Source organism: Thermodesulfitimonas autotrophica (genome assembly GCF_003815015.1).
Classification (GTDB): domain Bacteria; phylum Bacillota; class Desulfotomaculia; order Desulfotomaculales; family Ammonificaceae; genus Thermodesulfitimonas; species Thermodesulfitimonas autotrophica.
Genome location: NZ_RKRE01000002.1, coordinates 1 through 20,892, shown reverse-complemented (window position 1 = coordinate 20,892; position 20,892 = coordinate 1). Strand labels below are relative to the sequence as shown.

18 protein-coding genes are annotated in these 20,892 nt (G+C 57.8%); 6 read left to right on the top strand and 12 right to left on the bottom strand.

What is annotated here, in order from left to right; genetic code table 11:
• Positions 1-97: 97 nt before the first annotated feature.
• From EDD75_RS03900 to EDD75_RS03865, 8 genes are all read right to left on the bottom strand, one after another.
• Positions 98-607: an NYN domain-containing protein gene (locus EDD75_RS03900; protein ID WP_123928440.1), complete on the bottom strand. Its 510-nt coding sequence runs from the start codon at positions 605-607 to the stop codon at positions 98-100.
• Positions 600-1,334, bottom strand: coding sequence for a 23S rRNA (guanosine(2251)-2'-O)-methyltransferase RlmB (rlmB, locus tag EDD75_RS03895; RefSeq protein WP_123928437.1), 735 nt, complete (start codon positions 1,332-1,334; stop codon positions 600-602). The genes EDD75_RS03900 and rlmB overlap by 8 nt, the downstream gene beginning before the upstream one ends.
• Positions 1,331-2,077, bottom strand: coding sequence for an FAD-dependent thymidylate synthase (gene thyX / locus EDD75_RS03890; RefSeq protein WP_123928434.1), 747 nt, complete (start codon positions 2,075-2,077; stop codon positions 1,331-1,333). The genes rlmB and thyX overlap by 4 nt, the downstream gene beginning before the upstream one ends.
• A 55-nt stretch (positions 2,078-2,132) precedes the next feature.
• On the bottom strand, positions 2,133-3,569 hold the full coding sequence (gene cysS, locus EDD75_RS03885) for a cysteine--tRNA ligase (RefSeq protein WP_123930264.1): 1,437 nt from the start codon (positions 3,567-3,569) through the stop codon (positions 2,133-2,135).
• Positions 3,569-4,237: a serine O-acetyltransferase gene (gene cysE, locus EDD75_RS03880; protein WP_123928431.1), complete on the bottom strand. Its 669-nt coding sequence runs from the start codon at positions 4,235-4,237 to the stop codon at positions 3,569-3,571. Before cysE ends, cysS begins: the two co-directional genes overlap by 1 nt.
• A 72-nt stretch (positions 4,238-4,309) precedes the next feature.
• Positions 4,310-5,476 carry a 2-C-methyl-D-erythritol 4-phosphate cytidylyltransferase gene (ispD, locus tag EDD75_RS11490; protein WP_123928428.1) on the bottom strand — a complete coding sequence of 389 codons (1,167 nt, stop codon included), beginning with the start codon at positions 5,474-5,476 and terminating at the stop codon, positions 4,310-4,312.
• Positions 5,469-6,587, bottom strand: a complete 1,119-nt coding sequence (locus tag EDD75_RS03870) for a PIN/TRAM domain-containing protein (RefSeq protein ID WP_123928426.1) — start codon at positions 6,585-6,587, stop codon at positions 5,469-5,471. Before EDD75_RS03870 ends, ispD begins: the two co-directional genes overlap by 8 nt.
• Positions 6,588-6,917: 330 nt before the next feature.
• Positions 6,918-7,394: a CarD family transcriptional regulator gene (locus EDD75_RS03865; RefSeq protein WP_123928423.1), complete on the bottom strand. Its 477-nt coding sequence runs from the start codon at positions 7,392-7,394 to the stop codon at positions 6,918-6,920.
• A 237-nt stretch (positions 7,395-7,631) separates the two neighbouring features.
• On the opposite strand from EDD75_RS03865, the gene EDD75_RS03860 reads away from it, so the two are divergent.
• The 4 genes from EDD75_RS03860 (at position 7,632) to EDD75_RS03845 (ending at position 13,036) form a co-directional block, all read left to right on the top strand.
• Positions 7,632-9,011, top strand: coding sequence for a coiled-coil domain-containing protein (locus EDD75_RS03860; protein WP_123928420.1), 1,380 nt, complete (start codon positions 7,632-7,634; stop codon positions 9,009-9,011).
• A 77-nt stretch (positions 9,012-9,088) separates the two neighbouring features.
• A complete protein-coding gene (locus EDD75_RS03855) occupies positions 9,089-9,715 on the top strand; it encodes a cell wall hydrolase (protein ID WP_123928417.1) in 627 nt (208 codons plus the stop codon).
• A 153-nt stretch (positions 9,716-9,868) separates the two neighbouring features.
• A complete protein-coding gene (acs, locus tag EDD75_RS03850) occupies positions 9,869-11,971 on the top strand; it encodes an acetate--CoA ligase alpha subunit (RefSeq protein ID WP_123928414.1) in 2,103 nt (700 codons plus the stop codon).
• 9 nt (positions 11,972-11,980) lie between these two features.
• Positions 11,981-13,036 carry a phosphotransacetylase family protein gene (locus EDD75_RS03845; protein WP_123928411.1) on the top strand — a complete coding sequence of 352 codons (1,056 nt, stop codon included), beginning with the start codon at positions 11,981-11,983 and terminating at the stop codon, positions 13,034-13,036.
• Positions 13,037-13,040: 4 nt separating this feature from the next.
• Here EDD75_RS03845 and EDD75_RS03840 read toward each other — a convergent pair whose 3' ends face one another.
• Genes EDD75_RS03840 through EDD75_RS03830 form a run of 3 tightly spaced genes read right to left on the bottom strand, consistent with a single transcriptional unit; the run spans position 13,041 to position 17,854 of the window.
• Positions 13,041-13,901: a DegV family protein gene (locus tag EDD75_RS03840; RefSeq protein ID WP_170157699.1), complete on the bottom strand. Its 861-nt coding sequence runs from the start codon at positions 13,899-13,901 to the stop codon at positions 13,041-13,043.
• 57 nt (positions 13,902-13,958) lie between these two features.
• Positions 13,959-15,566, bottom strand: a complete 1,608-nt coding sequence (locus EDD75_RS03835; protein WP_170157698.1) for a DAK2 domain-containing protein — start codon at positions 15,564-15,566, stop codon at positions 13,959-13,961.
• A 23-nt stretch (positions 15,567-15,589) separates the two neighbouring features.
• Complete coding sequence (locus EDD75_RS03830; protein ID WP_170157697.1) at positions 15,590-17,854, bottom strand: transglycosylase domain-containing protein; 2,265 nt, start codon at positions 17,852-17,854, stop codon at positions 15,590-15,592.
• Between the two features lie 149 nt (positions 17,855-18,003).
• Between EDD75_RS03830 and tyrS the strand changes: the two genes are divergently transcribed.
• Positions 18,004-19,224, top strand: coding sequence for a tyrosine--tRNA ligase (tyrS, locus tag EDD75_RS03825; protein ID WP_123928403.1), 1,221 nt, complete (start codon positions 18,004-18,006; stop codon positions 19,222-19,224).
• A gap of 51 nt (positions 19,225-19,275) precedes the next feature.
• On the opposite strand, the gene EDD75_RS03820 is transcribed toward tyrS, so the two are convergent.
• Positions 19,276-19,707, bottom strand: a complete 432-nt coding sequence (locus EDD75_RS03820; protein WP_123928400.1) for a hypothetical protein — start codon at positions 19,705-19,707, stop codon at positions 19,276-19,278.
• A gap of 226 nt (positions 19,708-19,933) precedes the next feature.
• On the opposite strand from EDD75_RS03820, the gene yunB reads away from it, so the two are divergent.
• The gene (yunB, locus tag EDD75_RS03815; protein ID WP_170157696.1) at positions 19,934-20,584 is read left to right on the top strand and encodes a sporulation protein YunB; all 651 of its coding nucleotides are present in this window, start codon (positions 19,934-19,936) and stop codon (positions 20,582-20,584) included.
• Positions 20,585-20,892 lie beyond the last annotated feature (308 nt).

Genomic DNA, 20,892 nt, shown 5'->3' with positions numbered 1-20,892 from the left:
GCCCCCACTTTGGAAGGTTGTCCGAGAAATATTACTTTTGAAATTATAACTAACTGACGCATACCGCGTCAAGGCAAAAATCACTTCCCTCTTCGTTCTAATCTTTGCTCCGTCGCCAGTTTTCGAGAGCGTTCCTAATCTCTTCAGTAAGCCTTTCTTCGAGGTAGCTTTCTGCAGGCCGGGGAACTGTCGGGATGCTTTCCTGGTGGCGCTTGATGACTTCCGCAACCTGCTGGTAGAAGGCGCGGGGTGGTATCCGCAGCGCCCCATGGCCAATCACCATCCGTTGTTCCGGCCAGTCGGCCGTTACCACCGAAACTGTGTAGCGGTTTATCAGGTGCGCTGAAAGGCGCTCGATTACCGTATCCGCCGTTTCTCCCGCGGCGGTAAAAATCACCGTGATACCGTCCTGGCGGGTGGCGTTTTCCCTGCCACCCTTGACCCGGTAGGCATCGAAAACAAGGATGATCTCCGTTCCGGTTAGTGCCGCATACTGGCCTAACAGATTTACCAGGCGTTCCCGGGCGTGAGCGAGGTCGGTAACCTCCCTGTCGAGGCCCTGGGTAAAGATTAGATTATAGCCGTCGACAATGGTTAGCTCACGCATCGGCCTGCCGCCGCTGGCGGACCACTTCGTAGAGAAAAAGTGCTGCTGCTACCGAAGCATTGAGCGACGCTGTTCTCTCCGTCATCGGGATTCGCACTAAGCAGTCGCATTCTTTCTGCACCACGCGGCTAAGCCCGGTATCTTCGCCGCCGATGACTATCGCGATGGGGCCGGTGAGTGCGGCTTCCCAAAGGAGTTGCGACGCCTCAGGGTCTGCCCCTACAATCCAGAAGCCCAGCTCTTTCAAATGGCGAAGCGTCCGGCTAATGTTGGTCACCCGGGCTACGGGGAGGTGCTCGATGGCTCCCGCGGCCGCTTTTGCTGCTTCTCCCGTTATCCCGGCTGCCCGCCTGGTCGGAATGACCACGCCGTCGACTCCTGCTGCAGCCGCCGTTCTCAAGATTGCCCCCAGGTTGCGGGGATCGGTGATATGGTCCAGCACCAGTAAGAGAGGCGGTGCGTTTGCTTTCTCTAAGATATCGTCGAGAGTTACGTATTCTTTAGGCGCGGCGAAGGCCAGAAAGCCCTGGTGCACGCCGCCGCCGGCGAGCCGGTCGAGCGCTTGTCTGTCGACTGTCTGGACGGGTACACCCCGGGTGAGGGCCAGGTTGCGGATTTCCTGGACGGCTGCACCGCCGAGGCCTCGCGCTACTAAAATCTTGTTGAGCGGCCTGCCGGTCCTGAGGGCTTCTCGCACCGGATGCCGGCCGTAAAGAATTTCGGTCAATCCTCTACCCTCCGCCCGTACTTGGTGCGCATCTCTTCGCTACGCCCGCAGCTCATCTTTCCTTCGGGGCAAGGCCCGCGCACACAGGCCGGGCCGGCGTTCGTGAAAAGCGTCGGGGCTACCCGCTTCACCAGGTAGAGCATCTGCTCGGCGAGTTCTCTTATCTCCCACTGGGCCCGGTTGCACATCCGGAGCGTAAAAAAGTGCCATAGTTCACGCGCGTTCATCGTAACCACAAACTTAGTGGCCGCCGCGTTGGGCAGGACGAAGCGCGCATCTTCAAAAGTCTCCCGGCCCCCGCCTAATTTCTCTACCCAATAATCGTAAAAACGCTGAATTTCCCGCATCTGCCGGTCAAACTCCCGGACGGCCTCCTCGCCGAGCGCGGCAATGGTGGGCGGAACCACATAGTCAAAGACCCCGTCGGCATTCTTCCGGGCTTCTTCGCCCACGTACCGCTGGGACTGCACCGAAAAGCTGGCGATCCGGTGCCGGGTAATCTGGGCAAGCAGGCTGCGCGAGACACCTTCGACGGCGAAGGTAAAGGTGGCGTGTTCGATAGGTGTCACGTGTCCCATCTGCACTAATTTGGCGATAAAGGATGCCGGATCGCCGTCCCGCACTTTTTCTATAAGGGCCTCCGTTCCAAGGGGCGAGTAACAACGCCGCCCTGCGGTAGCAACGATCAATTCTGGGTTGGGCGTATGCCCCAGCAGTATAACCTTTGCCCGGACAGCTCCCATAAAAGACCCCTCCCCTTAAAAAATTCGCACCCCGCAAAATTTATGCGCTCCGCAATTATGCTTTCTTCCAGCGTACCCCCTCCGGTGTATCCTCCAGGAGGATACCGAGTTCCTTAAGTCCGTCGCGAATGCGGTCGGCCGTGCTCCAGTCTTTCCTTTGTCTCGCCTCCTGGCGGACCGTGATGAGAAGATTGAGGAGGCGGAGCGATAGGTCATCTTCTTGGTGCTCCTTTTCACCCTCAACCTGGGGCTTCCCGTTCTTTTCCGGAAAAATGCCGAGCACCCGGTTGAAGGTGCAGAAGAGGTCCATGGCCCGGACTAGGATCTCCTGCGGTGGGAGCGGGGAGGTGTGTACGGCCCCGTTGATCTCCCGGACCAGATCGAAATAGCAGGCCAGAGCCCGCGCCGTATTGAAGTCATCGTCCATCGCTGCTCCGAATGCCGCTTCTATCGCCGCCAACCGTTCGCCCAGGATGCTACCGTCGCCCTCGCCGGGCGGTTGTTTGGCGATTGCTTCGGTGAGCAAGCGGTAGGAATTGGCCAACCGCTCCGCGCTTCGCACCGCCGCTTCGAGATACTCGGGCGCGTAGTCGAGCGGGCTCCGGTAGTGGGTGCCGATGAGGAAGAGCCGGACCGCAGGTGCGGGGTATAGCTTCAGGATGTCCCGGACCAGAAAGACGTTGCCGATCGATTTGGACATTTTTTCCTGCCGAACCGTGATGAAACCGTTGTGGAGCCAGTACCTGGCGAATGGCTGACCGGTGGCCGCTTCCGACTGGGCGATCTCGTTCTCGTGGTGGGGGAAGATGAGGTCGGCACCGCCCCCGTGAATGTCGAAGTCGGGGCCAAGGTATTTGAGGGCCATCGCGGAGCACTCGATATGCCAACCGGGCCGGCCTTCACCCCACGGGCTCGGCCACTTGGGCTCTCCGGGCTTGGCCGCTTTCCAAAGGGCAAAGTCGAGCGGGTCGCGCTTGTTTTCTCCGGGCTCGATGCGGGCGCCCGCAAGCAAGTCGTCGGGGTTGCGCCCGGAGAGTTTTCCGTAGTTAGGGAAGCGCCGGACCGCAAAATAGACGTCGCCGCCGCTCACGTAGGCGTAGCCCTTTTCGACGAGGGTGGATACGAGAACGATTATCTCCGGGATGTGTTCGGAAACCCGCGGGTGGATATCTGCCCGGCGCACGTTAAGCCTGTCGGCGTCTTCAAAATACGCTGCCGTATATTTTGCTGCCACCTCGTGCGGGGGAATCCCTTCTTGGGACGCCCGGTTGATGATTTTGTCGTCCACGTCGGTAAAATTTTGGACGAAGAGCACTTGGTAACCGCGGTACTCAAGGTGCCGCCGGATGGTGTCGAAAACCACGACTGCCCGCGCGTTGCCGAGGTGGATATAGTTGTAAGTGGTGGGGCCGCAGACATACATCCGCACCACGCCTGGTTCGCGCGGGATAAGCTTCTCTTTCCGTTTGCTTAGGGTATTGTAGAGCTCGATCAAGACTTATCCTCCCCGTAAAGCCTGGTTTCAAGTGCCGCGAGTTTTTGCTTTAGTGCCTTTATCTCCGCTTCAAACCGGTTGAGTGTTTCCGCCACGGGGTCGGGGATCTGGTCGTGGCGCAAGTCAATCGCGTCGCGGACCCTTTGACCCTCGCGCACCACTACCCTGCCGGGAACGCCAACCACCGTGCAGTTGGGCGGGACGGGTTTTAGCACCACCGAACCGGCACCGATTTTCGAATTATCGCCGACGGTGAAGGATCCAAGGATTTTGGCGCCGGCGCTGATGACCACGTTGTTACCAATGGTCGGGTGACGCTTGCCTTTTTCCTTGCCGGTGCCCCCGAGGGTGACTCCCTGGTAGAGGGTGACGTCGTCCCCAATTTCTGTAGTTTCGCCAATAACTACGCCTGCGCCATGATCGATGAAGAAGCGCCTGCCGATTTTGGCACCGGGATGGATCTCGATACCGGTTAAAAAGCGCCCGAGGTGGGAAAGAAGACGCGCCAGGAGAAAAAGGCGCCTTCTGTACAGGGCGTGTGCGACCCGGTGCAGCCAGATGGCGTGCAGGCCGGGATAGCAAAGGAGGACCTCGAAAACGCTTTTCGCTGCGGGATCGCGCTCGAAAACCACCTGGATGTCTTCGCGTAAACGTTTCCAGAACATTTTCCGGGCATCACCAGGACAATTATAGCATTCGTTGGTGGTTCCAAACAATGTCCGCGTGGCCGGTGCTATCTACGTTCGGTGTAAAACCGCTACTCCATAGGCGGCAATGCCTTCTTCCCGCCCGGTGAACCCCAGCCCTTCCGTCGTGGTTGCCTTGACGTTAACCAGAAAGGGAGGGATTTCGAGGACGCGGGCGATATTTTCCGCCATTGTGGCCACGAAGGGAGCTAGCCGCGGCTGCTGGGCTACAACGACGGCGTCAATGTTTGCGACCCGAAAGCCGCAGGCAGCGATAATTTCCCGGACTCGTGCCAGCAGCGAGAGGCTCGATACCCCCCGGTAACTTTCCTCCGTGGGCGGGAAATGGTAGCCGATGTCCCTGGCCCCGGCGGCACCGAGGAGTGCGTCCATCACCGCGTGACAGAGAACGTCGGCGTCGGAATGCCCTTCAAGTCCCGTTTTCCAGGGAATCGTGACGCCGCCTAGGATCAGGGGCCGGCCGGGGGCGAGCCGGTGGACATCGTAACCGAAGCCTACGCGCAGCGGGATATGTTCCCCGAGAAGTGCGGCGGCGATGGTGAAATCTTCCGGGGTGGTGAGCTTGAGGTTTTCGTAAGCGCCCTGAACCACCTTAACCGGGAGGCCGAGGCGCTCTACCAGCACCGTATCGTCGGTACCGTAGAACCCCTCCTGCTGCGCCCGGCGGTGCGCGGTGAGCAGGACCTCAAAGCGGAAGGCTTGGGGGGTCTGGGCCAGATAGACCTGGTTCCGGGGCAATGTCTGCGCGACAAAGCCCGCCCCGTCGGTTAATTTGACGGTATCCTTGGCCGGAACCGCAACCACGGCCGCTCCCCAGGAGGCTGCTGCTTCGATCGCGGCCTCGACAAGCGCGGGGCGCACTAGCGGCCGGACCCCGTCGTGAACGACCACGACCTCCGGCGGGTACGTGAAATGCTGCAGCCCGGCCCAGACCGACTCCTGGCGGTGGGTGCCGCCGGGGACTACCGCCGCGATTTTGCGGTAACCGAAGGGTTTAATTATTTCCCGGTAACAGAACTCTTCTTCGCCCGGCGGAACCACCAGAACGATCTCCTTCACCGCTTCTAGACCTTCGAAAACGTTAAGCGTCCGGCTCACCACCGGGAGGCCCCCTAAAAGGCGGTACTGTTTCCTGGGGCCACTCCCCATCCGGACGCTCTGCCCCGCGGCTACTATCACGACACCGGCTTCAACCAACCGCGTTCACCCCATCGAGCTTTTCGCCGCCGTCTTCGCGGAGATTCTTTAGTTTGGCAAAGATCATCCTACCCGCGGTCGTCTGGAGGACGCTGGTTACTGTGGCGCGCACGGGCTTGCCGATGTACTTTTTACCGCCGTCCACCACGATCATCGTCCCGTCATCGAGATAGGCCACTCCCTGTCCCGCTTCTTTCCCGTCCCGCACAACCTGCACGACCATTTCTTCGCCGGGCAAAACGATGGGTTTAAGGGCGTTGGCCAGCTCATTTACGTTGAGAACCTTAACCCCTTGTAGCTCGGCTACCTTATTGAGGTTGAAATCGGTAGTGATGATTTTCGCCTTCAGGCTTTTGGCCAGTTGCACAAGCTTAGTATCTACCTCCGGGATGTTGGCTAGCGCCTGGACATCTTCGTAGATCTGTATTTTTACGTGGGCCTCTTTGCGCATCCGGTTCAGGATATCGAGGCCGCGCCGCCCCCGGTTCCGCTTTAACACGTCGTTAGAGTCGGCAATGTGTTGTAACTCGTCCAGAACGAAGACCGGGACCAGCAGCGTCCCTTCAATGAAACCGCTAGCACAGAGGTCGGCAATGCGGCCGTCGATAACTGCGCTCGTATCGACGATCTTGACCTGCCCCGGGTGGCGCTGCTCTTTGGGGCTTTTTTCCTTGCTCACCCGGGAAAGAGAACTAACGGTGCTCCACAACTCTTCGCCCTTTTTTATCCCGATTGAGAGACCAAGATACCCTAACAGCATCGTAACGCCGAGCCAGATGATCTTGCCGAGCCAGCCAAAGCTGGCCAAAATGTTGCCGAATAGGTTGGCAATGATAAGCGCGATGATAAGTCCTAAAACCCCGACTACCAGATCAATAACGGGGATTTTCTGAAAATGCTGTTCGCCCTTGTTTACGACCCAGATGACGCCGTTGATCAGGCGGGGGGCGAAAAGAATACCGAGTAAGAGTCCCAAAATTCCGGCAACGACAAGAAGAGCAATCTTAACGGAATCCGCGAGGTGCCAGAAACGCAAAAGATTTGCGGCCAGGAAAACACTGCTCGTCCCGCAGCCTATGACCAGGATTAAGAAGACAGCTCGCCGTACCAAATAGCGCTTCACCTCCTTATATTTGTTAAACTTATCAACCCAAAAGAGTACTTGGCTTACTAAAAGAGCTATTAAGGTTGCTGAAATTTAAGATCTAGCGAAAGGTTCCGGCGCAATACTTCGCTACCCTTATCTGGTTCTGCTGTTGCATTTCATGGCGCTAGTCACCTTACTATCATTAATTATCAGCCTTTCTTTTTAAGGTAATTTTTGTGTGATTCCTTATAAATTATACGGCTGTACCGGTTATCTTCTCAAGGAGTTGGATGATTTTGGCTGGGCAACAGGAAATAAAAAAGTACGCCCTCCTGGTGGCGTACCCGTTTATTTTTAAGCGAAAGCTTTGTCTAAGAGGCTTCTGGCCTTATCTTCCTCGACTTCGGTAGCGAGGGCCAGCTCACTGATCAAAATCTGCTTGGCGTTTTCTAACATCCGCTTTTCACCTGAGGAGAGGCCTTTCTCTCTTTCTCTTCTTGCCAAGTTGCGTACCACTTCCGCCACCGCGTAAATGTTGCCGCTCTTTATTTTCTCCAAGTTCGCGCGGTAACGGTGGTTCCAGTTGCTCGGCATCGGGCTTCCGGAGGCTTTCAAGAGGTTAAGTACCTTTTTGACCTCCTGCTTATTGATTATTTCGCGCAGCCCTATCTCTCGGCTGTTGGCGATCGGAACCATCACCTTCATGTTCCCGATGGGCAGGCGCAGCACGTAATATTCTCTCTTTTCGCCTAAAATCTCTTTTTCCTCGATCGCTTCGATGATTCCTGCGCCGTGCATCGGATAGACAACCTTGTCGCCGATCTTGAACAAAAGACCACCTCCTGAGCCAAGTAGACGTAGCAATAACCAGGGCAACAAACTAAGTATAACATTTCCGGCGCCTTATGTCAAGAGAAGAAGTATTCTACCATAGCGGCGGCGGCACTGTCAATTCACTATCGCCAACGAAGCCGGGAAATTTTTTCTGTTTGCCGGCAGGAGAGCGACCCTTAACGACGAATAAATGTAAAAGACTGGTAACACTGCAATAATAAGGAAGGTGATTTTGTGCACGGTAGACTTTACTCGCTGACCGACCTTTTGAAACGAACGCTTTATTTTTTCGAGACGCTTTCCGTCAAGGAAATAGCCCCTTACGTCCGCAGGAAGATGCTGCGGGACCTTCCCTTACACGAAGTGGAGGCGAAGGTAGAGCTGTGTCTTAAACAGCATTCCTGCTTTAAATCTGACGCCAAGAACCAGTGGCGCCTGGACTGTCAGGGTTTCCGGGTCAACGACCCCTTTTACCACCTCCTTTTAAAGCGCCAACAGCCGCTCAGCCTCTGGGAACTGCGGCGGGAAGAGAAAGGGAAGAAGGCGAAAATGAAGCGGCTGATCACCGATGAGGCGAACCTGATTTCCGACGGCCGGTTCGTTCAGTTCGATACCGGGATGTGGGGGCTTACGGAATGGGAACTCGGCATGGAGGAGTACCCCCTCAAGTACCTTGTCCTTAAAGTGCTACGGGCTCACCCGGCGGGTCTTTCGCTTAACCAGATCGTCGAAGCGGTAAACTTCTGGCGCCCGGTTACCCCGCAGGCGGTGGAAGGGGTGCTGCGGCGTTTCCCGTTTTTCCTACAGCAGGGCGATAACTGGTCCTACAGCAGTGCGGCACAGGCGGCCTACGATATGGTGATGAAACGCTTTCTTGACCTGCTCCGTGAGCAGAAGAAGCGCCACCTTGCGGAGCGTGAGGCCTGGCAGAAGCGGTTGCGGGAGCTGCGGGCGCAGCTTAACGAGGCAAGCGCCGCGCACCAGCAGGCGGCGGCGGCGCTTGCCCAACAGGCGCGCTGCCGGGAGCAATACGAACACTTGAGTGCCCAGCTTTCCGAGAAGGAACTCCTGCTCACGCTTAGGAAACGGGAACTCGTTTATTACCGCGACCAGATAAAAAGGTTAGAAAACAAGGCGCAGAGCATTCTCCACCAGTGCCGGCTCTGGGTTGGCAGAGCCCGGGAGGGGGAGCAGGAAATCGCGCGCCTGAACGAAGTCATCGCGGTGCTCAACGAGACCATCGAAAACCTGAAGGCGGAGCTTGCCTGCGAAAAGGAGAAGGAACGAGAGAGCAGGACCCGGCTTGCAGAGGTTCGCGACCACTACGGTACCCAGGTAGCGAACCTGCAGCGGGAGCTCATCGACTTGAAACAAAAACTGCAGCAGACTACGGCGCGGTACGGGGAAAGCGAGCGGCGCCTGACCACCGAGAACGCTCGGCTTTCAAGTGAACTGCAGCAAGCCCTGAGCGCGGGGCAAGAACTTGAAAGGGATTACCGTCTACTGCAGCAGGAACTCAATCGCCTGCGGGAAGATTACCGACAGCTGGAACGCCGCTTCAAGCACCCTCTGGTCCGTCTGGTGAGCAAGCTAAGTCTATTTTTTGCCAGATGATGGCTTGATTGGCGTGCAGCCGTGTATAAAGGGGGCTATTCGCGGGTTAAAATAGTAGTCCGGGAAAGGAGGAGAGGATGAAACCGCGAATAGCACTTTTTGTACTTGTTTTCATTGCGGTCCTTTGGTGGCCGGGTAGCACGGCGTGGGTTGCGGCTGGGGAACTCTCCCACACGGTGGTTCCCGGGGATACCCTCTGGGGAATCAGCTGTGCTTACGGAGTCACGGTCGAAAGGCTTATGGAAGCGAACGATCTAGATAGCCCGCTTATTTTCCCCGGTCAGGTGCTTAAAATTGCGTCCGGTTCGCAATTGCCGGTAAGCGAGGAAGACCTGCGGCTTATGGCGCGGGTGATCAACGCGGAGGCCCGGGGAGAGAGCTTCATGGGCAAGGTAGCTGTAGGGGCGGTCATCATGAACCGTCTGCGCCACCCGGCTTTCCCAAAGACTGTCCGCGGGGTAATCTTCCAGTGCACCAACGGTATTTACGAGTTTACCCCGGTGGCCGACGGCTCAATCAATCTGGAACCGGATGAGGAAGCTTACAGAGCGGCAGAGCTTGCGGTCCGGGGCGTAGACCCGACCAACGGCGCGCTCTTCTTCTATAACCCGCAAACGGCGCAGGACCGTTGGATCCGCACCCTGCCGGTTACCGCTGCCATCGGCAACCACGTCTTCGCTACCAGCGTAATCACTAATGTCTAAACGTAAGAAAAGCCGCCTTCCGGCGGTTTTTTTCATTTTCAGGGGATTTATCCCCTCCAGCAGGGAGGATTCCACCACCTTTTACCGAAGGTAAAGTTAAACTGAGTTAGGAAAGCTACTTCCAGAGTTATTCCCGGGGTGAGGTGAAGGATCTTGCGCGCGCTCGATGTCATCTTCCGTCCCCAGAGCATCGCTGTTGTTGGGGCTTCGAAGAACCGGGAGAAATTAGGCAACGTCATTTTACGGAACATTATCGGGAGCGGTTACAGGGGCGTTGTTTTCCCCGTTAACCCCAAGGAAACGGAGATAGAGGGACTTAAGGCTTACCCGGCGGTTTCGGCCATCGGACAGGCGGTTGATCTGGCGGTGGTGGTGGTTCCGGCAGAACGGGCCCTCGACGTGACCCGGGATTGTGGCAAGGCGGGGGTCAAGGGCTTGGTCGTGATTTCGGCGGGCTTCAAGGAGGTAGGGAAGGAGGGGTTAGCCCGGGAAAAGGAACTGGTTGAGATTTGCCGTGCCCACGATATGCTTCTTCTGGGGCCGAACTGCGTGGGGATCATGGATACGCATACCCCGCTTAACGCCTCCTTTGCGGCGGGCTTCCCTTTGCGGGGAGAGATCGCCTTTATTTCCCAGAGTGGGGCAATGCTGGTTGCCATTCTTGACTGGAGCGTGAAGACGGGCCTCGGCTTTTCGCGGTTTGTGAGCATGGGGAACAAGGCGGACCTGAACGAGGCTGATTTTATCGCGGATGCGGTCAGCGACCCGAATACAAAGGTTATCCTTTGCTACATCGAAGATGTGAAGGACGGCGAACATTTCTTGCGGGTGGCGGACGAGGCGACCAGGTACAAGCCGGTTATCGTCTTGAAGTCGGGGACGAGCCAGGCCGGAGCGCAGGCCGCTTCGTCCCATACCGGCGCCCTGGCGGGCTCGGACCTGGCATACGAGACGGCTTTCAAACAGACCGGCATCATCCGGGTCCGCACGATGAGCGAGCTTTTCGATCTGGCGGTTGTTTTCACCCGTCAGCCGGTGCCGCGCGGCCGCCGGGTAGCGGTGGTCACCAATGCAGGGGGGCCAGGCATCGTCACGACGGATAGTATAGAGGCGGGCGGACTGGATATGGCTCGTTTCAACAGGGAAACGATCGAGTCGTTGCGGGGGGAATTACCTGCGGAGGCGAACGTTTTCAACCCGGTGGATGTGCTCGGTGACGCACGGACGGAGCGTTTTCGCTTCGCTATGGAGAAGGTGCTGAGCGATGAGAATGTGGACAGCGCGGTGGTTCTGCTCTGCCCCACCGCGGTAGCGGAGCCGGTGGAGACGGCAGAGGCGATCCTGGCGGTGAAAGAAAAATACCCCCAAAAGCCGGTTCTGGCAGTCTATATGGGTGGTGAAAGCCTGGCGCCGGGGGCGGAACTCCTCACTGAAAGGGGTATCCCCTGCTTCACCTTTCCGGAGTTAGCGGTACGGGCTCTCGGGGGGCTAGTTAACTACGGCCGCATCAAGGAGCGCCCGGCAAAAGAGGAGTTACCTGTTTACCCGGACGTGAACCCGGAGGTTGTACGCCGGGTATTTAGCCGGGTTCGGGAGGACCGGCGCCGGACGCTGCTCGGCAGCGAGGCGATGGAGGTTGCGGCGGCTTACGGCATCCCGGTGGCACCGGTAAAGCTGGCGCGGCGGGCGGCCGAGGCGGTAACCCACGCAGCGGAGCTTGGCTACCCGGTGGTGCTGAAGGTGGCTTCGCCGGATATCATCCACAAGACCGACGTCGGTGGTGTGCGCGTCGGGCTCCAGACCCCGGAAGAAATCAGGGAAGCCTTCTGGGAGATAATGGAGCGGGTCCACGAACATTTACCGCGGGCGTTGGTTTATGGCGTTGATGTCCAGAAGATGTATCCCAAGGGAACCGAGCTGATTGTGGGTGTTACGCGGGACATCCAGTTTGGACCCCTGATTGCCTTTGGCCTCGGTGGTATTTACGTCAACCTTTTGAAAGATGTGGCCTTCCGCCTCGTTTGGGGTATGGGTGAGCAGCAGGTCGAGGAAATGATCAAGGAAACAAAGGCTTACACGCTCCTGCGCGGTTACCGGGGCGAGAAACCGCGCGATATTGGGGCGCTCGTTAACGTCATTAGTCGCGTGGGGCGCTTAGTGAGCGACTTTCCGGAGATCGTGGAGATGGATATCAACCCGGTTTTCGCTTACGAACAAGGGGCGGTGGCGCTGGACGTCAAGATCACAATTGGGTGAGGTGAGAGCATGGCGAACCTCTATTTTATCGGCAGGATGGGTAGCGGCAAAACGGCAATTGCGCTAGGACTGGCCCTTGAGCTCCAGGAACAGGGAATACGGCTGGGCTACTTCAAACCTGTAGGAAGCCCTCCCGGTGCCGTCGGCGTGGAAGACCGGGACGGGCTGCTGATGCGGGAGACGCTTAAACTAAACTTAGAAGTGCGGGAACTTGTGCCGCTCGCCTTTGGGGCGTACTATATTTCCACCTACAAGGATGCTGAGCGCTGCCGGCAGCTTGTTAGGGAGGCGTACGCGAAGGCCAGCGCTGGAACCGATGCAGTTTTGATCGACGGCACGGCGCAGCCCTGGGCTATGGCGGCCTTCGGCCTCGATGCGGTGAGCCTGGCGCGGGAATTTGGCGCGGCGCTTCTCTATGTCCTGCGGCCTGCCAATGACCGGAGCCTTGACGACGTGGCCTTCATCGCGCGTTGCGCCCGGGAAGCGCAGGTGCCTTTTGCCGGCGTTATCTTCAACAACGTGCCCCGGGTACTGCTGGCGAAGACGGAAGGTATTTACCGGGAAGTACTTGCGGCCCGCGGTATTGAGACGCTCGGGATAATTCCGAGCCGGGTGGAACTCAGTGCGCCGACGGTGGCCGAGTTTTATGAAATCCTCGGCGGGGACATTCTCACCGGCGAAGATAAGTTAGACAATATCGTCGAGGATGTGCTGGTCGGCGCGATGACGATCGAGAGCGCGCTCGGTTACTTCCGTCGTTCGGCGAACAAGGCGGTGGTGACGGGGGGCGACCGGGCCGACATTGCACTGGCCGCGCTCGAGACCGACACTTCGGTGCTGATCCTTACGGGAGGGCTTTATCCGGACGTCAAGGTTGTAGCCCGGGCGGCGGAAAAAGGGGTGCCGGTGATTCTGGTCCATTACGATACCTACACAACGGTCGAGCGGCTGGCGGAGGTAAGCCGGGTGGTGCGTCCGGGTGATGCGCGGGCCATCGCCCTGGCCCGGGAAAGCGTTACCCGGTATTGTGACGTGGCGAAACTAACGGGGCTGATCCGCGGGTAGGCTCTCAAGGCACCGGTTCGAGCGCTCTTTTGGGGCAGAATACTATGCCGTATACGCCGGGGCCGGTGTGGGCGGCCACCACCGTGCCGATGGCGGCGGTTTCCACCGTGCTTCCCGGCGGGAGCCCGGATAGGAGGCTGGCGAGCGCTGCTGCTGTTTCTTGATTATCGCCTGTTAGGACCTGACAGAAGAGGGGCCGGTTTCCGGCTGCCGCAGTGGCGATTTCTGCCAGGCGCCGCAATGCCGCCTTCTGTCCCCAGACTTTTTCAAAGGGCTGGATGACCCCGTCCGCGAGGGTGAGGATCGGGTTTATCTTCAGGATGGTCCCGAGCAGGGCCTGAGCGCCGCCGATCCGCCCGCCCCGGCGGAGATATTCAAGGGACTCTATGGAAAAGTAGACCTTGATAGCCGTTATCAGCTGATCGATGAGCGAGAGGACCTCTGCGGGGGGCTTTCCTTCTTGGGCGGCCCGGGCGGCGGTGCGCACCACGAGCCCAAGGGCGCCGGCTACCAGCCGCGAGTCAACGACGGTAATATCGGCTTCGGGGAGCAAGGAGCGGGCGGTTTCGGCGGCGTTCACAGTGCCGCTTAGCCTGCGGGAAATGTGAATCGAGACGATGCTTTTCGCTCTCGTGAGCAGATGCCGGTAGGCGGCTTCGAATTCTCCCGGCGAGGGCTGCGAAGTGGTAGCCACTTCACCGGCGTGCAGGCGCTGGTAAAAGGTGGTGCGGTCGAGATCTACCCCGTCCCGGTAGACTTCCCGGCCAAAGATCACCTTCAGGGGAACGATTGTGATGCCCATTTCCTGTGCCAGCGCTGGCGGCAGGTCAGCGGTACTGTCGGTAACGATGGCTAATTCCTGCAAGAGTCTTCCCTCCAGAACAAACTTTTGCCACGAACGGGTTTCTGCTGGTGCAGCTTGCTACTCGGCAGCGATCAGGAAATGGTAGTAAGGCTGGCCTCCGAACTGCACTTCGATTTCCGTTTCTGGGAAAAGCGCAGATTGGCGCGCGGCGAGGGATTTGGCCAGCGCGGCTTCCACTTCCTGCCCGTAATAAAGGGTGACGATTTCCTTTCCGGCAGCAATTTTCTGGATAGCCGCAAGCGCAACTTCGCCAAGATCGCTTCCGGCAGCGAGCAGTTTGTCGTTGCAAAGAGCGATGAAATCGCCTTTCTTAACAAGTTTTCCCTCTATCCGCGCCTCTTTAAAGGCGCGGGTGATTTCCGCCGTAACGACCCTTTCGGCGGCAGCGGTCATTCTACTAGCATTTTCGGCCCCACCGGCTTCGAGTTTGAAAGCGAGCAGGGCGACGAGCCCCTGCGGCATCGTGGTTGTGGGCACCACGAGCACTTCCTTGCGGGTGAGATTTTGCACTTGCCGTGCGGCCAGGAGAATGTTGGGGTTATTCGGGAGAATAATAACGGTCCGGGCCCCTAAATTTTCTACCGCGGCAGCGATTTCCCCCGTGCTCGGGTTCATTGTCTGCCCGCCGGGAACAACGGCTGCCCCTAAGTTTGTGAAGAGCGCTGTAAACCCTGCCCCTGCGGCCACGGCCACCACGGCCACACTGGCCTGCGGCTCTATTTTCTCCCGGTGCTGGTCGCGCATGTTGCTGATGCGAATGTTGTGCAGGGACCCGTATTTTAGGCCTGCTTCGAGGATGATTCCCGGATGGTCGGTATGGATGTGAACGCGGAGGAGGTCGCCTTCGCCTACAACCAGCAGGCAGTCGCCGTAAGGGCTCAAAGCTTCCTGGAGGGCGCCGCTATTGAGCCCTGGCCCCTTGACCAGGAATTCGGTGCAGTAGGTGTAATTGATGCTTTCTTTCTCCCCGAAGGGGAAGAGGGCCGGTGGTTCCGCCGCGCCGTCCACCCGGTCAGCTGCCGGCCCGGTCTGCTTGCGGGAATTACTTTTTCCCGTGGTAGCCTGCAAGGCCCCTTCGAGGATGGCGGTGAAGCCGCGCCCCCCGGCATCGACCACGCCGGCTTCCTTGAGGGAGGGGAGAAATTCGGGTGTCTGGGCCAGGCTCCGGTTTGCGGTTCTGAGGATGAACGCGAGGAGGCGCAAAAGGTTACGGGTGCGGTGGGCCGAAATCTGCGCCCCGGCTGCGGTCTCCCGTACCACCGTGAGGATTGTTCCCTCGACCGGGTTGCCTACTGCCTGGTAGGCGTGGTCTGCGCCTGCAGCGATGGCGGCAGCAATTTCCTCAGCTCCGGCCGTCTCCTTTCCCTTGAGCGCGGCGGCGAAACCGTGAATAATCTGGGAGAGGATCACCCCGGAGTTGCCCCGGGCCCCTATCAATGCGCCCCGGGCGGCGGCTGCGGCTACCAGGTCGATGGCGTGCGGTGCTGGGTCGCCGATTGCGGCAACAGCGGCTTCAAGGGTAGCGCACATGTTGGTGCCGGTATCACCGTCGGGGACGGGAAAAACGTTGAGCGCGTTTATCTCTTCGCGATTCTCTTGGAGCCAGGCAAGAGCTTGCTTCAAGAGCCGGGCCAGGATGGTGCCATCGATTTTGTCAGCTCTCAAAAGGGCTCTCCCTTCCACATCTTTTACTGGGTTACCTGGCCAAACGGCGGGAAGGTATTCGCCTCGGGGTTTCCCGGTGGAACGGGTATTCCCGGCTCCTCCCCGTATACCGGCTGGCCGGTTGTATCTTGCGAAGCTGTGCTGCCGTGGAGGTTGCAGCGCTCCGTTGGCACTCTTTCGGCGTAGTCCTTGACGAACGGGGGAACGCTGTACGGACACTTAATTAGGACTTTGGTTATCCGTTCGGGGCAGTTTTCAGTCGCCAGGAGGCCGGAGGCAGCGCAAATTTCAACTAGTACCCTGGTATCGTCAACTTTTGTGGGCACGGTGCCGGCAGCAAAGAGATCGGTAACCTGTTCGTTCGGAGGCGTAAGTGGCCCCGGCAGGAGCCCCGATTTTTTATCCACCGTTGCCACCACGATTCCTGGGGGGCGGGCGAAGTTCTGGAGCGGTGTTCCCTGGAGCGCTTTGCTCATGATCTGGTGCCAGATCATCGCGGGATACCGTCCGCCGTACTCCCGGGGCATTTCCCGCGGGATATCATGGCCGATCCAGACAACGGCTACGAGTTCCGGGGTGTAGCCGCAAAACCAGATGTCCTTGCTATCGTCTGTCGTGCCGGTTTTCCCGGCGACAGGACGGGAACCAAGGCGCGCCCGCGTGCCCGTGCCGTACTCTACCGCGGAACGGAGCATATCGGTTATGAGATAGGCAGTAGTCGGCTTCATCACCCGGACCATCTTGGGCTTAAACTCATCGAGAACGATACCGTTTCGCGTCTCGACTCTGGTTATCGCTGTAGGCGTAACGTAAACCCCTTGGTTGGCGAAAGCAGCATAGGCCTGGGCCATCTGCAGGGGGGTGACCCCTTTATGAAGTCCACCCAGGGCGAGGCTCAAACCCTCATTGCCTGGCGAAAATTCGAACCCGAACCGGGACGCAAAATCGATCGCCTTTTGCAAGCCGACGCTGTTGAGCAGTTTGACCGCCGGGATGTTTATCGAATAGGTGAGCGCAGTGCGCAAGGGGATAAGACCCCGGTACTGGCCGTCGTAGTTCTTGGGCTGGTAGCCGCTAAACTGAACCGGCACATCGTCTACGACCGTTGCCGGGCCGTAGCCGAGGTACTCTATGGCCGGTGCGTAGGCGATGATGGGCTTGAAGGCGGATCCCGGTTGGCGGTGGATGTCCGTGGCGCGGTTGAGACCCCGCTGGTGGGTGTACTCTCGCCCGCCGACCAGCGCTCTGATCTGGCCGGTATGGGGGTCGATTACCACAACCGCTCCCTGCGGTTCAAGCTGGCCTGCTGCATCGCGGTGTGAGGGCGGGAAGTTTTTCGGGTCTGCGAGTGCCTGCTCGGCTATCTCCTGGATGCGGGGGTCGAGGGTGGTATAAACTTTAAGGCCGCCACGGAAGACTTGGTTGACGCCGTACTTTTCCACTAATTCGTCCGTAACGTAATCGACAAAGTAGGGGTGCGGGTATTTTTTGCCTGTAGCCTTGCCGGGCTTTAGATTCAAGGGTTCAGCTTTTGCGGCCTGAGCCTCCGCCGCCGTGATAAATCCGTAACGGGCCATGCTATCGAGAACTACGTTCCGCCGGTTGATGGCTGCCTCGGGGTTCCGGATGGGCGAATAAAGGGAGGGGGCTTTCGGAAGCCCGGCTAAAAGGGCACCTTCAGACAGGGTCAACTCACTTACATCTTTATCGAAATAGGTCTTTGCCGCCGCCTGGATACCGTAAGCCCCTTCGCCGAAGTAGATGTGGTTCAGGTAAAGCTCGAGGATCTCCTGTTTCCGGTAGTGGCGTTCGATTTCCAGCGCTAAGATTGCTTCCTGGATTTTGCGTTTTAGCGTCTGTTCCGGCGTCAAAAAGCAATTCTTAGCGAGTTGCTGGGTGATGGTGCTACCGCCTTCCTGGATGCCGCCGCCCCGGAGATTGTGGTAGAGGGCGCGGGCGATCGCCCGCGGGTCGACGCCGATATGTTCGTAAAACCGGACGTCCTCCGCGGCAAGAAAGGCGTTCTGAACTTCGAGCGGGATGGCGCTGAGTTTTACGGGAATACGGTTCTGGAGGCCTATCTCGGTAATAATCTGGCCGTTTTTGTCGTAAAGAAGGGTGGAGAAGGAGCCTTCTAACTGGTTGGGGTCGAAGGCCGGGATATCTTTTAAACTGTAAACCACCATGCCGCACGCGCTTACCGTTAAGGTAAAAAAGGAAAGCAGCAGGATCAGCAGCGCAAGCCGCCACGGGTTAAGCCGTTTCCGCTTCCGGTTCTGAGAAGCCACCAAACCGCCTCGCCCTTTCGAATTATACGGCTAAATTATAACATATTATGCTGGTTCGCGTTTAAGTTTCCCGCGCGCGCTGCTGCCTTGCCAGCCATTTGGCTGCTTTGCTATAATGTTTAAAACTTTGCGGAAGGCAGGATGGAGACGTGAAGACCCTTGCTGAGCAGATGGAACTCATCCGCCGGGGAACAGTCGAGATCATCCTGGAAGAGGAACTCGAGAAAAAAATAGAGCGGGCCATTGCCACCGGCCAGCCGCTTAAGGTAAAACTTGGCCTTGACCCTACCGCCCCCGATATTCACCTCGGGCATACCGTTGTCCTGCAGAAAATGCGCCACTTCCAGGAACTTGGGCACCGGGCCATTATTATCCTCGGGGATTTTACAGCTCGGATCGGTGATCCGACCGGGAAAATAGAAACCCGCAAGCAACTGAGCGAAGAGGAAGTGCGGGCCAACGCCCGGACTTACGAAGAGCAGATTTTCAAGATTCTCGATCCGGACAAGACCGAGGTCGTTTTTAACAGCTCCTGGCTGGCACCGCTCACCTTTGCGGAGGTAATCAAGCTGGCTGCAAACTATACGGTGGCCCGGATGCTGGAACGCGAAGACTTCAGTAAGCGGTTCAAATCCGGGCTGCCGATCTCGATTCACGAATTTTTCTACCCGCTGATGCAGGGTTACGATTCAGTTGCCCTCGCGGCGGACGTGGAACTCGGCGGCACGGACCAGAAGTTCAACCTCCTAATGGGGCGAACGTTACAGGTGGCTTACGGCCAGGAGCCCCAGGTGGCCATTACGATGCCGCTGCTCGAAGGGCTCGACGGCGTACAGAAGATGTCCAAAAGCGTGGGGAATTACGTGGGGATAACGGAGTCGCCCGGGGAGATGTACGGTAAACTGATGTCCCTGCCCGATACACTGATCGTGCGTTACTTGGAATTGGTTACTCCCGTGCCGCTTGCAGAGGTAAGGGCAATCGCAGCCGGTTTGGAAAACGGCACTGTTCATCCGCGAGACGCAAAGATGCGGCTGGCGCGGGAAGTGGTGAGCCAGTTTCACTCGCCAGAGGCTGCGGCCAAAGCAGAGGCGGAATTCATCCGGGTTTTTCGGGAGCGGGAGTTACCGGCGGAAATGCCGGAGTTTGCGGTCCCCAAAGAGATGCTTGAAAACGGCCGGGTTCCCCTGCCGCGGCTTTTGGTGGCGGCCGGCCTTGTCCCAAGCACCAGCGAGGCCCGGCGTCTCATCGCCCAGGGGGGCGTGCGGGTCAACGAAGAGCGGGTTGGCGACCCTGCGGCGCGCATTGCACCGGAGGCCGGGATGGTTTTGAGCATCGGCCGGCGAAAGTTTGTCCGCCTGAAGGTTTGAGAAGGCCCGGCCTTCGCGACCGGGCTTTTTGTCGGCAGCAAGTGTGCTGTTTTACGGGTCTACCTGCATGGCACCGAATTCAATGCTGCAGACCCGGCTTGCCGGAATAATGATGCCGAGTGCGCATTCTCGTTCGACGACCTCGCCGCAGCTAAAGGTTTTGATAACCAGGTATTCGAGATACTCTGGCCACAGGAGGAAGTTGCCACAGTGATAATCAAGGCAAGCGGCGTTTAGGACTTTCTTACAGCACCCACCGCACTCGAACTCCACGGCGATGCGCCAGTTTTTTTCGCTGGCGTCACCGGGGTTTCCCTCCTTCGTCATCGATTTCAACCGCTCGGCCATCTTTTCGAGGACGGTAGAAGTCGGGTTGTTTTTCAGATGCCCGGCAATCTGGTGCATGGTCTCGGCAAGCGAATCCGCTTTCGGTGAAGAGTTGACGATGGCCCCCCTGCTAGTCATTTGAAAACTAACCGCCACTTATAACCACTCCTCTGGGAAGTTTTCCATAACATGGTATGTTAGTAGCCTCAAAAGTGTTAAATCAAGAAAATCTTAAAAAGTAGGGTATTGGGTAAAAGATAGGGTGGTGATACGGTATTCTTGCTGTAGCGCTTTTGTTCCGGGGTAGTTTCTATATGGCGCGGCCCGCTATGGCTTCATAAATATTTATGGTAGAAGCCAAACGAAATTGTGGGGGAGACAATTGTTTAAGCGCCGGCGGGTGCGCCCTCTCCTGTGGTTCCTCTTCTTTCTCGGCTTATGTGGCGGGTTTTTCGTCTTTATCGAACACAATCTCTTCCCTACTATAATGGCTATCGCTGAGGCCAAAGCCACGCAGATGTCGGTGGCGGCAGTCAACGACGCCGTCCGGAGCGAACTCCTTAGTCGGAGGATCCGCTACGAGGACCTGATTGCGGTTCATAAAGACCAGGCGGGTCGGGTCGTCCTGATTCAGGCGAATGCAGTCAAAATTACAGAGATGGCCTCTGATGTGGCGGTAACGGTAGAGAAGACCCTGGCCCAATTGCCTAAAGAGGAATTCGGCATACCCCTGGGGCAGGTGCTGGGAAGCCAGATTCTAGCTAATTACGGGCCGCGCATCAAGGTGCGTATCGTTCCGGTGGGCGCCGTCAAAGTTGGGATGCTCGAAAAGTTCGAGGCGGCGGGGATTAACCAGACGCGGCACCGTTTTTTTCTCCATCTTGACACGAGCGTCCGGATTGTGATTCCGTTGCAGAAAAAAGATGTGCGGGTTAATACTGAGATCCCGCTGGTTGAGAACGTAATTGTAGGGACCGTACCGAGCACCTATGTTAGTGTTCCGGGATTAACGGAGTGGCTTGCGTCCAAATGAGGCGAGGTCGCTGGGGATCAAGGAGGGAAAGGGTTTGCCGGGACCACAGGTTTCACCAAAATTTTTGTTTTAAAAGGCGTTGACACGTTCGTGGGGGCTGTGCTATATTTTTATCTGCGCCCCTTGAGGGGCCTGAAAACGGAAAGGGATAAAAATTCAGGCTTGACAGCAGGGCGCGAGAAGTGTAAAATTCAATCTTGCCTGCACTAAAATGGTCTTTGAAAACTGAACAGTGGTAGAGCGTATGGATGCCGCGTCCTTTGAGGGAAAGCAAGGAAGATGGATTGAGCCCTCATTAGGTTTTAGTG